This is a genomic window from Devosia soli (assembly GCF_000970455.1).
GTDB classification, from domain to species: Bacteria; Pseudomonadota; Alphaproteobacteria; order Rhizobiales; family Devosiaceae; genus Devosia; species Devosia soli.
Genome location: NZ_LAJG01000014.1, coordinates 461,009 through 474,434 on the forward strand (window position 1 = coordinate 461,009; position 13,426 = coordinate 474,434).

A 13,426-nucleotide genomic window follows, 5' to 3' on the forward strand; every position below is an offset into this window, starting at 1 on the left:
TTCGTGGCACCTCAGGCCCATCACAAGTCGAGGTCTTCATGCGCGAAGGCGACATCATCCATGGCCTGGCCCGCGGCCTTGCGGTTATCGAATGCTTCGACGAACAGCATTCGCGCATGTCGATCACCGATGTCGCCTCGCGCACCGGCCTCGAGCGCGCCACGGCCCGCCGCTGCCTGCTCACTCTCGTGCATCTCGGCTACGCCACCTATGATGGCAAGTTCTTCCAGCTCACCCCACGTGTGCTCAATCTTGGCCATTTTTATCTCGCGGCCAATACCTTGCCGCAGATGATTCAGCCCTTCCTTGAAGAGCTGTCCACCGCCACCGGCGAAAGTGGCTCAGCCGGCGTTCTCGATGGCACCGACATTCTCTATGTCGCCCGCGCCTCTACCCGCCGCGTCATGTCCATCAATCTTGCCCCAGGCGCACGCCTTCCGGCCTATTGCACCTCGATGGGCCGCATCCTCCTTGCCGCGCTGCCGCCCGAGGAAGCCCGCGCCGTTCTCGATCGCTCTGAACTAATTGCCTATACCAGCCGCACCAAGGCCGACCTGCCCAGCATTACCACCGAGCTCGCCGTGGTCGCCGCGCAAGGCTTCGCCGTCATCGACCAGGAACTCGAACTCGGCCTCTGCTCTATCGCCGTGCCACTCTACAATGCTTCAGGTAAGGTCGTCGCCGCGCTCAATATCGGCGCCCAGACTGCCCGCGCCTCGACCTCGCGCATGATCGCGAGTTTCCTTCCCCTCATGCGCAAGGTTCAGTCGGACTTGCGCCCTTTGCTCCGCTGAAGCGTCGAGCCACTGTCACAAATCTGGTCCAAGGTGTGCCCGCAGAGCTCGGGAAAGGCCCTGAGATAGAGTCACAAAACCCCCATGACGCAGCTGTCATATAACCGTTTTTATCTAGTTTTCTTCATAATAACAAAGCCTTACGTTGTCACAATCCATTCACGGAACTGAAATAAAACGGTCGCCAGAGGCCAATATGGTCTGCCGCGTCACAGGGCGGCCCCGCAAAATGGCTGGCCACGTTGAGAACCGAATTCCGAAAGGGAACTTTCATGAAGACCGCACTTTTCGCCAGCGCCGCCGTCATCGCGCTCGCCGCCTTCGGCACCACCGCTGCTTTCGCTCAGTCGCGCGACACCATCCAGATCGCCGGCTCGTCGACGGTTCTGCCCTTCGCCTCGATCGTCGCTGAAGAATTCAGCGCTTCATTCCCCGAGTTCAAGACTCCGGTTGTCGGCTCCGGCGGCACCGGTGGCGGCCTCAAGCAGTTCTGTGAGGGCGTTGGTGAAAACACCATCGACATCGCCAACGCGTCGCGTCAGATCAAGGACGCAGAACGCGAAGCTTGCACCGCTGCTGGCGTGACCGACATTCGCGAAATCCAGTTCGGCTTCGACGGCATCGTCTTTGCATCGGCTGCTTCGGGTCCGGATTTCGCCCTGACCCCGGCTCAGGTCTACAAGGCCATCGCGGCTAAGGTGAACGTGGACGGCCAGCTCGTCGACAATCCCTACAAGACCTGGAACGAAGTTGACGCGTCGCTGCCGAACCAGCCGATCGCTCTGGCCGTTCCGGCCTCCAACCACGGCACCCGCGAAGTCTTCCAGGAAAAGGTTGTGTCCGCTGGTTGCGAAGAAGCCGGTCTGCCCGAAGGCATCAGCGAAGATGACGCCGAAGCCGCTTGCACCACCTACCGTCAGGACGTTGTCGTCGAAATCTCCGGCGACTATACCGAAACCCTTGCTCGCCTGAACTCGGATCCGAACACCGTTGGCGTCTTCGGTCTCTCGTTCTACGAGCAGAACACCGATACCCTCAAGGTTGCGACCGTCGATGGCGTTGTTCCCTCCAAGGAATCCGTTGCCGCTGGTGAATACCCGGTCTCGCGTCCACTGTTCTTCTACGTGAAGGGCCAGCACATCGGCGTGATCCCGGGCATCGAAGAATACGTCCAGTTCTTCCTCTCGGAAGGCATCTCAGGTGAAGGCGGCGCGCTCGAAGCCGCTGGCCTCATCCCGCAGCCGGCGGACAAGACCGCTGAAGTTCTCGCCGCCTTCGAAGCTGGCGCTGCTCAGTAAGCATTCCAGCGGGCCGCACCGGATCGGTGCGGCCCGCAATTCCGTTTTTCTTGCGGGGGCGCATCCATGAATGCTCTGATCGTAGCCGGCGTATTGCTTGTCCTCTTGGGGGTGTCCTACCAGACCGGCTGGTCCAAGAGCCGAAATCTCGCCACTGCAAACGGCGTCAAGGTTCATTCCCGTCCGCAATATCATGGGTCCTATTCTGCCATCTGGACCATGATCCCCGCCCTGGTGATCCTGCTGCTCTGGGCTTGGTTCGGTGGCGGAATTGCTCGTGACTATGCCGTCTCCCAGATTCCGCAGGATACGCTCCTCGCGCTCGATCAGGCCGGCCTCAACAATGCGCTCAACCGCATCAACGCCCTCGCCTCGGGCTACGGCGTAGCAGGCGACGTCGCGCCTTGGGAACAGGCCGCTGGCAGTGCCGTGCGCTCGTTCAATTTCCTCACCTTTGCCGGCATGCTGGTCCTGGCCGTAGTTGCTGGCGGCGCGGGCCTTGTCTACGCCCGCAGTCGCATCACCGCGCGCCTTCGCGCCCGCAACACTGTTGAACGCGTCATCAGCCTTCTGCTTCTTGCCTGTTCCGGTGTTGCCATCCTGACGACCGTTGGCATCGTCGCCTCGCTTGTCACTGAAGCGTTCAGGTTCTTCACCTTCATCAATCCCATCGACTTCTTCTTCGGCACCGTCTGGGCCCCCAACAACGCTGGCGGCGCCAACCACGGGCAATATGGGCTTCTGCCGCTGCTCACCGGAACGCTGATGATCACCGCCATCGCCATGCTGGTCGCCGTTCCGGTCGGCCTGATGGCAGCGATCTACCTGAGCCAATACGCTCCCCGCGGCTTCCGCGCCGTCGTCAAGCCGTTCATCGAAATCCTCGCGGGCATCCCCACCATCGTCTTCGGTTTCTTCGCTCTCGTTACGGTCGGTCCTTTCCTACGCGATTTCGGCAATGCCATCGGGCTGAACATAAACGCCACCTCGGCCCTGACCGCGGGCATCGTCATGGGGATCATGATCATCCCCTTCGTCTCCTCGCTCTCCGACGACATCCTCAATCAGGTGCCCCGCAGCCTGCGCGATGGTGCATATGGCCTCGGCGCCACCCAGTCCGAAACCATCCGCAACGTCCTTCTCCCGGCAGCCCTTCCAGGCATCGTCGGCGCCTTTCTCCTGGCAGTCAGCCGCGCCGTAGGCGAAACCATGATCGTGGTCCTGGCGGCAGGCAATTCGCCGATCCTGCGCGGCAACCCCTTCGAGCCGGTCTCGACGATCACCGTCTCGATCGTCAATCAGCTCACCGGCGACACCGATTTCACCGGTCCTCAGTCGCTCGTCGGCTTCGCCCTCGGTCTCACGCTCTTCGTCGTGACGCTCTGCCTCAATATTTTCGCCCTCTACATCGTCCGCCGCTTCCGGGAGCAGTACGAATAAAATGGCTACTGACATCGCATCGCCCGCTTCCAGGTCGGCCTCATCAGAACGCACCCGCGCCATTCGTGCCGGCCTCGTTCGCCGTCACGCGACAGAACAGATCTTCCGTGGTCTCGGCATTGCCGCCATCGCTGTTGCGCTCGGCTTCGTGGCCATCCTCTTCATCGATGTGTTCCGCAAGGGCATCCCGGCCTTCGTGCAGTCCAATGTGCATCTCTCGGTCTTTTTCGATCCCGAGCTGATTGATGTCGACCCAGCCCCCGCACGCGATCAATTCCCGTCCGATGCCGAATACACCGCCGCCAGCCTCAAGTGGCAGCGCAGCGTCGCGCTTCTGAATTGGAACACCATCGTCGAAGCCTCGCTCCGCAAGGCCGCGCCCGAGGCCGGCGACATGACGGCGCGTGAGATTCTCTCGATCCCCGAGACGGACGCGCGTCACGAAATCCGTGAGATGTTCGTCGCCAATCCGTCGCTTCTTGGCCAGACCGTGGATGTCGACGTGCTCGCCTCCGCCAATGCTCAGAACTGGATCAAGGGCAATATCGACCGCAGCCTTGGCGACAAGCAGCAGCAACTGTCCGCTCCTGCCCGTGCGCTGATCGACACCTTTGTCGAGAATGGCACGATCTCGAACGGCTTCGCCTGGTCGATCTTGACCAATGTCGACTCGCGCTCGGCGCCAGCCTCCGCCGGCCTTCTCGGCGCCTTTGTCGGCACGCTCTGGATGATGCTGATCGTCGTTGTGCTTGCCGTCCCGATTGGCGTCGCCGCGGCTATCTATCTCGAAGAGTTCGCACCCAAGTCGCGCCTCACCGATCTTATCGAGGTCAACATCAACAACCTCGCCGCCGTCCCATCGATCGTCTTCGGTCTCCTCGGCGCGGCGGTGTTCATCAACTGGTTCCACCTGCCGATCTCGGCGCCCCTCGTCGGTGGTCTGGTGCTGACGCTCCTCACTCTGCCCACAATCATCATCGCCACCCGCGGCGCCCTGCTCGGCGTCTCCCCAGCGCTCCGTCAGGCCGCTCTCGGCATGGGCGCATCCAAGACGCAGATGGTGTTCCACCACGTCCTGCCGGTCACCTTCCCCTCGATCCTGACCGCGACTATCCTCGGCGTGGCCCACGCTCTGGGTGAAACCGCCCCGCTCCTGCTGATCGGCATGAAGGCCTTCGTTGCCTCGGTCCCCGCGACTCCGCTCGATCAGGCCGCCGCCCTCCCCGTCCAGATCTACCTCTGGCAGGGCAATGAAAACCGCAACTTCTTCGAACCCCGCACGGCTGCTGCCATCATGGTGCTGCTGGGCGTCATGATCCTGCTCAACGGCGCCGCCATCTACCTGCGCTCGCGTCTTGAAAAACGCGCTTAAGGAGACATAGCCAAATGGATATGCTTGCCGGCAAGATTAAGACGACATCTCAGAATCTGGACTCCGCAATGAACCCGACCGATATGCTCGACCGTCAAATCCGCCTGACCGCCCGCGACGTCACCGTGCATTACGGCACCAAGCAGGCCCTGCACGGCATTTCGATCGACATCCCCGATCGCGCCGTCACCGCCTTCATCGGACCCTCGGGCTGCGGCAAGTCGACGTTTCTCCGCTGCATCAATCGCATGAACGACACCATCGAAGGCGCCAAGGTCGGCGGCACCATCAAGCTTGATGGCGAAGACATCTATTCGCCCGACCTCGACGTTGTCGAACTCCGCGCTCGCATCGGCATGGTCTTCCAGAAGCCCAATCCCTTCCCCAAATCGATCTATGACAACGTCGCCTATGGTCCGCGCATCCATGGCCTTGCCCGTAATAAGTCCGACCTCGACGAAATCGTCGTCTCCTCGCTCCGCAAGGCTGGCCTCTTTGAAGAAGTGAAAGATCGTCTCCAGGAGCCGGGCACCGGCCTTTCCGGCGGCCAGCAGCAGCGCCTCTGTATCGCCCGGGCCATCGCCGTCGGCCCCGAAGTGATCCTCATGGACGAGCCTTGCTCGGCCCTCGACCCGATCGCCACTGCCGTCATCGAAGAACTCATCGACGAACTGCGCGAAAACTACACCATCGTCATCGTCACCCACTCGATGCAGCAGGCTGCCCGCGTCAGCCAGCGCACCGCCTTCTTCCACCTGGGTCACCTGATCGAACAGGGTCCGACCGAAGATATCTTCACCAATCCGGTGAACAAGCAGACCCAGGATTATATCATGGGCCGTATCGGCTGATCGCGGCGAGGAGAACGACCATGGCAAATGCAGCCTCAGACCACATCGTCTCGTCCTTTACCGACGAACTCAATACCCTGGCCCAGACCATCGCCGAAATGGGCGGTCAGGTCGAAGTTGCCATCGAAAATGGCACCAAGGCCCTGCTCAAGCTCGACCGCGAGCTGGCCGACCTGACCATCATCGCCGACCAGCGCATCGACGACATGCAGCGCCGGATCGACGACATGTGCGTCTCGATCATCGCCCGCCGCCAGCCCATGGCCTCCGACCTGCGCTCGATCGTCACCGCCATCCACGTCGCCAACGATCTCGAACGCGTCGGCGACATGGCCAAGCAACTGGCCCGCCGTTCGCTCAAGCTCGAAGGCATCAATCTCCAGCCCACCTTCTATAATGGCGTCAAGAACATGACCGCCTTGGTCCTGCGCCAGCTCAAGGACGCCCTCGACGCCTATGCCAACCGCGACTCCGCGGCAGCCGTCGAAGTCTGCAACCGCGACGACGAAGTCGACGCCATGCACACCTCGCTCTTTCGCGAACTGCTGACCTACATGCTCGAAGATCCGCGCAACATCACCACCTGCACGCATCTCCTCTTCTGCGCCAAGAACCTCGAGCGCATCGGCGACCACGCGACCAACATCGCCGAACGTGCCTACTACCTGCAAACCGGCAAGCAACTCACCGCCGACGTCCAGGAACTGCATCGGACCCAGATCAAAGCGTAGTCCCGCCTTCCCCTCCCCCTTCTAGGGGGAGGCCGGGTAGGGGTAAACCACAAGAACCATGACCTTCGGCGCCCCAGCGGCTCGCCGATCGATGGAGCACGTCTATGCCCGCGACCATTCTCGTAGTCGAAGACGAAGGCGATATCGCCATCCTCTTGCGCTATAATCTCGAAGCCGAAGGTTTTCGCGTCGTCACAGCCGAAACCGGCGACGAAGCCCAGCATGCCATCCAGGAAAAGCTGCCCGACCTGATCCTGCTCGATTGGATGCTGCCCGAGATTTCAGGTATCGAACTCTGCCGCCGCCTGCGGGCGCGGGACGAGACCTCGCGCATCCCCATCATCATGCTCACCGCCCGCGGCGAAGAAGAAGAGCGCGTCCGGGGCCTCTCGACCGGCGCCGACGACTATGTCGTAAAACCCTTCTCGGTCCCCGAGCTCGTCGCGCGTATTCACGCCCTCCTCCGCCGCGCTAATCCCAACCTCGTGACGGCGGCTCTCAAGGTCGGCGACCTCGAACTCGACCGCACCACCCACCGCGTCCGCCGCTCCACCCGCGACGTACACCTCGGCCCGACCGAATATCGCCTCCTCGAATATCTCATGCGCCATCCCGGCCGCGTCTATTCGCGCGAGCAGCTTCTCGATGGCGTCTGGGGCAATGACGTCTATGTCGATGAGCGCACCGTCGACGTCCATATCGGCCGCCTCCGCCGCGCCATCAATCGCGGCCGCGAGAGCGACCCCATCCGCACCGTCCGCGGCGCCGGCTACGCCTTCGACGAACGCTTCGGCCAGCCAGCCTGACGCTGAGGCCGTGCTCGATTACACCTCCCCCGATCGATGGGGGAGGAGAACCGCCACTGGCGCTGTAGCGGGGCCATATCCGACGACCGCCGCCTCATTAACATTTCAGTAATGATAACATTGCCTCGGCTAACCGAAGCGGGGTAGCAAGGATTCGTCGAGGCCAAAGCGGGTCGCGATGCCGCGCCAGCCCAGTTTCAGGACCCTTCAGCCATGACACCAGCATATCTTGTCACCCATTCCGGTGGCTTTCATGCCGATGAGTTGCTGTCGAGCGTGATCCTGACGCGCCTTTTTCCAGGGGCCCGGATCGTGCGTAGCCGCGCACCCGAATGGATCGCCCCTGCCCCCGATCGCATCATCTACGATGTCGGTGGCGCCTATGACGCGACAAGCGGCATATTCGATCATCATCAGCGCGGCGCTCCGCTGCGTGACGATGGCCAGCCCTATAGTTCATTCGGCCTCGTGTGGAAGCATTTCGGGCGCGACTACATCGCCGCCGCCGGTGTGCCTGCCGAACATGTCGATAGCGTCCACCAGAGTTTTGATGTCAGTTTCGTGCTCCCGATCGATCTCGTCGACAACGGCGCGCAGAGCCCGTCCGGTCCTCTCGCCGGCCTCGCCCTTTCCTCGCTTCTTGAAACGCTGAAGCCCGATTTTGACGACAAGGATCCGGAAGCAGACACCAAAGCCTTTCACAAGGCCCTTGCCGTTGCCCGCAGCTTCGTCGAAGCCGGCGTCAGCCGCGCTGCCGCCAAGCTGCGCGCCGAATCCATCGTGCGCCACGCCATCGAAACCACCGGCGCCAATCGCGTCCTCGAACTCCCCATGGGCATGCCCTTCCGCCCGGCCATCGAAAAGGCTGGGGCCGATCACCTTCTCTTCGTCGTGCACCCGCGCGAAAAGGATTGGTGCCTGACAGGCATCCGCCGCGGCGACGAAGGTTTTGAACTACGCGCCGATCTACCGGCCGCTTGGGCCGGTCTCGTCAATGAGGATCTGGAAAAAGCCTGCGGCGTGCCCGGTGCCACTTTCTGCCACAATGGCCGTTTCATCGCCGCCGCCAAGACCCGGGCCGCGGCCTTAACCATGGCTGAAATCGCCGTTGCCGAGGCCATCGCCAATCAGGCTGCCTGATCCGGTTCACATTGCTGCTCTCCGGGTTGGCAGAATGGCTTCCGGCTGATAGGGAGAGGCAACGGTCATCCGATCGACTCCGCCTTCCATATTCTGGAGAGGCGAGCACAACGTTAGGATATTTTTTGCAGGTTCAGGTACGCGACAATAACGTCGATCAAGCTCTTCGTGTTCTCAAGAAGCGTCTTCAGCGCGAAGGTGTCTTCCGCGAGATGAAGCTCCGCAAGTATTTCGAAAAGCCGTCCGAAGAGCGCGTCCGCCGCAAGGCAGAAGCCATTCGCCGCAACCGCAAGGCGGCTCGCAAGCAGGCAATCCGCGAGGGCCTCATTGCTGCCCCCAAGCGTCCTGCTGGCTCCTTCAGCCGCTAATCGCGGCTAAAGAAAAAGCAAATCCGCCGGCCTCTGGGCCGGCGTTTTTATTTGTGGGCGCGGCGCGCCTGGCCGAGCCCTTCCATCTGCCGGTGCAGAGTGCGGATCTGGTCCGGGCCAAGCGTCTGGCCATCGATCTGGAGCAAGGCGCCGCGCAGGCTCACTGGCGCCGCTTCTTCCATCGCAAAGCGAATGGCCTTGGCGGCCGAGGAAAAGCGCCGGGCCCCTTGAGCGAATGCAGTTTTTGCGTCGCTGCCGAGGAACAGGTCCCCCGGCAAATTGAGAATATGCGTATTCATTCAAACTTTCTTTCGGCCAATGGCCGTCATTGTCAGCGCGTCGGGGGCCGAGTGATTTGTGCTTCTGCACAACATTACGTGTCTATTGTTTCAGCCCTGAGACAGTCGCATTGCCATTGGTTACCCGTGCTTGTTCAAGCACAGGCAAGCCCGATGGCTAGGACGTCGATTGTCTGGACCTTGCAGCCAGAAGCGGCGCAAAAAACCGCGCTTAGCGCTTGTTCACGGCGATGCTGAAGACACTTTCGCTCAGCATATCGTCCGCTTTCGTCGCGGTGCTCGGCGAGAGGTCTGCCTCTTCGACAACCCGCTCGTTGCTTTCGCCCAGGGATTTGACGCGGTACTGAACCGGACCACTATTATGTGGTAGGCAGCTTACGACTTCGCAAGGGCCCGTGGGCCGATTGCTATGACGCGGAGCAGACCGCAGGTTGAGCATCTGGCCAACCTTGTAGAGATGAGTCATTGAGCGCTCCGTAAGCCGGGGCATCCCTGCCCCAGCGATGTTTAGGTTCAAGCCAGCTGAATGTTGACAGCCGATTCACGGCCGTCGCGGCTTCGTTCGAGATCGTAGGAAATTTTCTGGCCTTCGGCGAGGCTCGACATGCCGGCGCGTTCGAGCGCAGAGATGTGGATGAATGCGTCCTTGCCGCCGGTGTCGGGAGTTACAAAACCAAAACCCTTGGTCGTGTTGAAGAATTTTACAGTGCCAGTGATCATGATGGCTCCTTGGAAAGGCTCGAAGCGATGCAAACGAGCGTTACCCTCGTGCGACTTGCAGCGAGGGGTGGACTAACGTTTGCAGTTCGAAAGGAAAACCAATCAGCCGGTTAGACCGGGAAGGTCAGATCGCCACGCGGGCAGAAAACGTATTCTTGTATAATCGGCTTCCATTGCGCTAAAGTCAAGACGTACCGGAAATACCCTCAACCGCCGCGTTTAGCGCGCTGCACTGCGGCATCCAATTGCTGCAAAAAGTTGGATCGATCCTTTGCCCTAAAGCTGGCATTGAAGCCCCGGCTTTCGCCCGTCTCCCGCAGATGCTGATTGAGCTCACGCATTGCCAGAGCCATGCCGATTGAGTCGGTTGTAAAGAGTTTGCCAGTCGGTCCGATCGCCGTCGCCTTCCTGGCCAGCACCCGGCTCGCGAGCGGAATGTCGGATGTCACGACCAGATCGCCCTCCGCTACCGCCTCGACGATCCAGTCGTCCGCCGCATCGGCTCCCAGCGGCACCATGACATTACGCACCATCGGGTCGTGCGAGGGGCGTAGCCCGAAATTGGCGACATAGGTGATGGCAACGCCATGCCGCTCCGCCACCCGCGCCGCCTCGTCCTTCACAGGACAGGCATCGGCATCCACAAAGATCGCAACCATCGTCAGACCTCGGTGCTGTCGCGCAATGGCGTCGTATCATCGAGCGGCACGGTCTGCCGCTCGATCATCCGGTGTACATGCGGCAGTCCCTCGCCCCGATGCAGCGCCCGCAATTGCTCGGTATTGTCTGCATCCGCCTTGGTCCGGCGCAGGTTGTGCCGCACATAGTCGACCCAGGTCGGCACATGATAGCTCTCGACCCAGATATTGGGCTTTTCAAGATCGCGCAGCAGCGCCCATTGCCGCGCCCCATCCCGCATCCTGATGCGACGCCGCTCGCTCATCAGCGCCAAAAAACGCGAAATGTCTTCCTGGGCGATTTCATAGTCGATCATCACCATGATCGGACCGCTCCGCGGCCGCAGGTCGAGCTTGAGTAAGGGCTCGTTGAACGTCCCGAGTGGGTTGAGGTCGCGATCGTCGAACTGCGGCAGCGGCAAGGCAAAGCCGACGCCGAAGCAGACGAGCAACACTGCCCCAGCCGCAACAAGCGCCCATTGCGGATCGGTGGCATCGGCCGTCAGGCCCCAGATCCAGCTACCGCCCGCCATGCCGCCAAAGGTTGCCGTTTGATAGAGCGAGAGCGCCCTCCCCACCACCCAGCGCGGCGAGGAGAGCTGGATCGACACATTGAAGAGCGACAGCGACAAGACCCAGCAGGCGCCCGCGGGCAAAAGCACCAGATGGCTCAGCGCCACGTCGCGGCTGAATGCCAGACCAACACAACTGAGGGCAAAGCCGAGACAGGCGATGCGGACGATGACCTCGTTGGAAAACCGCTGCCGGATGCGCCCATTGAAAAATGCTCCGCCGATCGCCCCGAGCCCAAAGCATCCGAGCAACGTGCCATAGACCAGTGCCCCGCCGCCTACATATTCCTCCGCCACCGAGGGCAGAAGCGCCATGATGACGATGGCGGCAAAGCCGAACAGGAATCCTCGGAACAGCACGGTGAGCAGATTGGGTGATAGCGACATGTAGCGCACGCCGGCCCACATGGCGCTACCAAGCTTTTCGCGCGGCAGCCGCGATTTCACCCGCTTAGGCTGCCAGCGCCAGAGTGCCGCGATCAGCGTGAGGTAGGAAAAGGCGTTGACGGCAAAGGCCGCGCTCGCCCCCGCCAGCGCCACGATCATGCCGCCCACCGCCGGTCCGACGCTGCGCATCATGTTGAAGCCCATCGAATTGAGCGTCACCGCCCCCGGCAAATCCTCGCGCGGCACGATGTCGCCCATCGAGGCCTGCCACGATGGATTGAACAAAGCCGTCCCGCAGCCGATCAGGAAAGTAAAGGTCAGCAGCAGCCAGGGATTGAGCAACCCCATCCACGCCGTCACAGCCAGCATCAGTGAAACCACGGCCATTCCGGCCTGCGCCACGAGCATCACGCTGCGTCGGTCGAAATTATCGGCCAGCGCGCCTGCCGCGATCGAAAACACCATGATCGGCAGCGTCGTCGACGCCTGCACCAGCGCCACCATATTGTGCGAGGTGGTCAGCGTCGTCATCATCCAGCCCGCGCCCACCGCCTGCACCAAACCGCCGAGGTTCGAAATCAGCGTCGCAGCCCAAAGCGTCCGGAAAGTCTCGTGACGAAAGGGCGCCAGGATCGATGTGCGCTCAGCCATATGATTCAGCTCCTCGCCCGTTCATGGGCCAGCAGGTTGACCAAGGCAAGACCAATCTCGGCAGCGCCCCATCACCCGTCTTGTTCACCTTCATAAAGCTTTGCCGGCCTGAACCGATCCCGCGGCAAACGCGATCTTTCTCGACCCGGCTAAGGATACCATCAGTCTCACAAGGCCCCACCAACCACCCTCCTTCCTTCGGGCTCGACCCGAGGGCCAGTACGGGAGCCCCAAAAATTTGGCCGCGATCAGTGATCCTCGGGTCAAGCCCGAAGGAAGACCAATGGGTTTGGTGACTAAGTGAAGCTGTACGTCATCGCCTACCCCACAGTGGGGATGAACCCCAACCCACAAACGCATACACTGCCCCAACGCTTTCACTCAGAATCACCCCATGACCCCATCCCAGACCCAGCGGCCCAATCCGCTGCATCTTCTCGCGGCTTTTGCCAGCGGCGGCCTTCTTACCTTGGCCATTTTCGTCAATGGCGAAGCCGGTCGCCTTGGTGGCGCACTTTTCTCGTCATGGCTCGCGCATGGCGTCGGCACCATCGTCGCGGTCGCGGTCCTCGCGCTGATCTGGCGCCGCGAACGCGCCGCCACCAAAATCGCCGAAGCACAGCACGGCAAGGCACCGCTCTGGGCCTATCTTGGTGGCATTTTCGGCGCCGTCACCGTCATGCTGACCTCGACTGCCGTCAACTCGCCCCTCGCCCTCGCCGGCACTCTGGCGCTCGGTCTCGCCGGCCAGGTCGTCCTCAGCCTCGCCGCCGATTATTGGGGCCTCCTCGGCCTCGCCCGCCGTCGCCTCGATCTGCGCGATGCCGGCGCCGTCATCCTCATTGCCGGCGGTAGCCTCCTCATCATACTTTTCGGCTTGGGTGCCGCATGATCCTGCCGCTCATCGCCGCCTTCTCCGCCGGCGTCCTCGTCATCCTCAGCCGCCAGGTCAATGGCCGCATGTCGATGTCCTCGACCCCGATGATTTCGTCTTTCTGGAATCACGTCGTCGGCTTCGCCGTCCTCACCCTCATTGGGCTCGTCATCGGCGGACTTATCCCTGCCCATATCGGCGAGATGCCTTGGTGGGTTTTCACCGGCGGCGCCATCGGCGTGGTCTTCGTCGCTTCCGGTTCCTGGCTCATCACCCGCATCGGCGCCGTCAATTCGACGCTCCTCGTCATCGCCGGCCAAATGGTCTTCGGCGTGATTTTCGATCTCGTGCGCGGCGCACCCGTGACGATCTGGGCTTCGGCCCTAGGCATCGTCATGATTTTAGCGGGAATGGCGCTCACACAACGTCGGCGATAACGGAATGCT

16 protein-coding genes are annotated in these 13,426 nt (G+C 61.6%); 11 read left to right on the forward strand and 5 right to left on the reverse strand.

Annotation, left to right across the window (positions count from 1 at the left end):
• The first annotated feature begins 38 nt into the window (after positions 1-38).
• The 9 genes from VW35_RS06280 (at position 39) to rpsU (ending at position 8,800) form a co-directional block, all read left to right on the forward strand.
• Positions 39-794: an IclR family transcriptional regulator gene (locus tag VW35_RS06280; RefSeq protein WP_046142114.1), complete on the forward strand. Its 756-nt coding sequence runs from the start codon at positions 39-41 to the stop codon at positions 792-794.
• A 272-nt stretch (positions 795-1,066) separates the two neighbouring features.
• Complete coding sequence (locus VW35_RS06285; RefSeq protein WP_046142115.1) at positions 1,067-2,092, forward strand: PstS family phosphate ABC transporter substrate-binding protein; 1,026 nt, start codon at positions 1,067-1,069, stop codon at positions 2,090-2,092.
• A 66-nt stretch (positions 2,093-2,158) separates the two neighbouring features.
• On the forward strand, positions 2,159-3,532 hold the full coding sequence (gene pstC / locus VW35_RS06290; protein ID WP_046142116.1) for a phosphate ABC transporter permease subunit PstC: 1,374 nt from the start codon (positions 2,159-2,161) through the stop codon (positions 3,530-3,532).
• Position 3,533: 1 nt separating this feature from the next.
• Positions 3,534-4,904 (forward strand): phosphate ABC transporter permease PstA, encoded by a 1,371-nt coding sequence (gene pstA, locus VW35_RS06295; protein ID WP_083982485.1) that lies wholly within the window; start codon positions 3,534-3,536, stop codon positions 4,902-4,904.
• A 68-nt stretch (positions 4,905-4,972) separates the two neighbouring features.
• Positions 4,973-5,755 (forward strand): phosphate ABC transporter ATP-binding protein PstB, encoded by a 783-nt coding sequence (gene pstB, locus VW35_RS06300; RefSeq protein ID WP_046142557.1) that lies wholly within the window; start codon positions 4,973-4,975, stop codon positions 5,753-5,755.
• Positions 5,756-5,775: 20 nt separating this feature from the next.
• Positions 5,776-6,486 (forward strand): phosphate signaling complex protein PhoU, encoded by a 711-nt coding sequence (gene phoU, locus VW35_RS06305; RefSeq protein WP_046142117.1) that lies wholly within the window; start codon positions 5,776-5,778, stop codon positions 6,484-6,486.
• Between the two features lie 104 nt (positions 6,487-6,590).
• Positions 6,591-7,292 (forward strand): phosphate regulon transcriptional regulator PhoB, encoded by a 702-nt coding sequence (phoB, locus tag VW35_RS06310; RefSeq protein ID WP_046142118.1) that lies wholly within the window; start codon positions 6,591-6,593, stop codon positions 7,290-7,292.
• Positions 7,293-7,505: 213 nt separating this feature from the next.
• Positions 7,506-8,432 carry an MYG1 family protein gene (locus VW35_RS06315; protein ID WP_046142119.1) on the forward strand — a complete coding sequence of 309 codons (927 nt, stop codon included), beginning with the start codon at positions 7,506-7,508 and terminating at the stop codon, positions 8,430-8,432.
• 125 nt (positions 8,433-8,557) lie between these two features.
• On the forward strand, positions 8,558-8,800 hold the full coding sequence (gene rpsU, locus VW35_RS06320) for a 30S ribosomal protein S21 (protein ID WP_046142120.1): 243 nt from the start codon (positions 8,558-8,560) through the stop codon (positions 8,798-8,800).
• Between the two features lie 47 nt (positions 8,801-8,847).
• Here the strand turns inward: rpsU and VW35_RS06325 are convergent, their stop codons facing one another.
• The 5 genes from VW35_RS06325 to VW35_RS06345 form a co-directional block, all read right to left on the reverse strand.
• Entirely contained in the window at positions 8,848-9,099 is a 252-nt protein-coding gene (locus VW35_RS06325) for a hypothetical protein (protein ID WP_046142121.1), read from the reverse strand.
• Between the two features lie 211 nt (positions 9,100-9,310).
• Complete coding sequence (locus VW35_RS21515) at positions 9,311-9,565, reverse strand: hypothetical protein (protein ID WP_046142122.1); 255 nt, start codon at positions 9,563-9,565, stop codon at positions 9,311-9,313.
• 47 nt (positions 9,566-9,612) lie between these two features.
• The gene (locus tag VW35_RS06335) at positions 9,613-9,819 is read right to left on the reverse strand and encodes a cold-shock protein (protein ID WP_046142123.1); all 207 of its coding nucleotides are present in this window, start codon (positions 9,817-9,819) and stop codon (positions 9,613-9,615) included.
• A gap of 206 nt (positions 9,820-10,025) precedes the next feature.
• Positions 10,026-10,484: a YaiI/YqxD family protein gene (locus tag VW35_RS06340; protein WP_425283757.1), complete on the reverse strand. Its 459-nt coding sequence runs from the start codon at positions 10,482-10,484 to the stop codon at positions 10,026-10,028.
• Positions 10,481-12,106 (reverse strand): MFS transporter, encoded by a 1,626-nt coding sequence (locus tag VW35_RS06345; RefSeq protein WP_046142125.1) that lies wholly within the window; start codon positions 12,104-12,106, stop codon positions 10,481-10,483. The genes VW35_RS06340 and VW35_RS06345 overlap by 4 nt, the downstream gene beginning before the upstream one ends.
• Before the next feature lie 394 nt (positions 12,107-12,500).
• Between VW35_RS06345 and VW35_RS06350 the strand changes: the two genes are divergently transcribed.
• Complete coding sequence (locus tag VW35_RS06350) at positions 12,501-12,998, forward strand: DMT family transporter (RefSeq protein WP_046142126.1); 498 nt, start codon at positions 12,501-12,503, stop codon at positions 12,996-12,998.
• The gene (locus VW35_RS06355; protein ID WP_046142127.1) at positions 12,995-13,417 is read left to right on the forward strand and encodes a DMT family transporter; all 423 of its coding nucleotides are present in this window, start codon (positions 12,995-12,997) and stop codon (positions 13,415-13,417) included. Before VW35_RS06350 ends, VW35_RS06355 begins: the two co-directional genes overlap by 4 nt.
• Positions 13,418-13,426: the final 9 nt, after the last annotated feature.

Coding starts and splice junctions, on each gene's coding strand:
- VW35_RS06280 (WP_046142114.1), top strand. CDS start 39: ATGCGCGAAGGCGACATCATCCATGGCCTGGCCCGCGGCCTTGCGGTT.
- VW35_RS06285 (WP_046142115.1), top strand. CDS start 1,067: ATGAAGACCGCACTTTTCGCCAGCGCCGCCGTCATCGCGCTCGCCGCC.
- pstC (WP_046142116.1), top strand. CDS start 2,159: ATGAATGCTCTGATCGTAGCCGGCGTATTGCTTGTCCTCTTGGGGGTG.
- pstA (WP_083982485.1), top strand. CDS start 3,534: ATGGCTACTGACATCGCATCGCCCGCTTCCAGGTCGGCCTCATCAGAA.
- pstB (WP_046142557.1), top strand. CDS start 4,973: ATGAACCCGACCGATATGCTCGACCGTCAAATCCGCCTGACCGCCCGC.
- phoU (WP_046142117.1), top strand. CDS start 5,776: ATGGCAAATGCAGCCTCAGACCACATCGTCTCGTCCTTTACCGACGAA.
- phoB (WP_046142118.1), top strand. CDS start 6,591: ATGCCCGCGACCATTCTCGTAGTCGAAGACGAAGGCGATATCGCCATC.
- VW35_RS06315 (WP_046142119.1), top strand. CDS start 7,506: ATGACACCAGCATATCTTGTCACCCATTCCGGTGGCTTTCATGCCGAT.
- VW35_RS06325 (WP_046142121.1), bottom strand. CDS start 9,099: ATGAATACGCATATTCTCAATTTGCCGGGGGACCTGTTCCTCGGCAGC.
- VW35_RS21515 (WP_046142122.1), bottom strand. CDS start 9,565: ATGACTCATCTCTACAAGGTTGGCCAGATGCTCAACCTGCGGTCTGCT.
- VW35_RS06335 (WP_046142123.1), bottom strand. CDS start 9,819: ATGATCACTGGCACTGTAAAATTCTTCAACACGACCAAGGGTTTTGGT.
- VW35_RS06345 (WP_046142125.1), bottom strand. CDS start 12,106: ATGGCTGAGCGCACATCGATCCTGGCGCCCTTTCGTCACGAGACTTTC.
- VW35_RS06350 (WP_046142126.1), top strand. CDS start 12,501: ATGACCCCATCCCAGACCCAGCGGCCCAATCCGCTGCATCTTCTCGCG.
- VW35_RS06355 (WP_046142127.1), top strand. CDS start 12,995: ATGATCCTGCCGCTCATCGCCGCCTTCTCCGCCGGCGTCCTCGTCATC.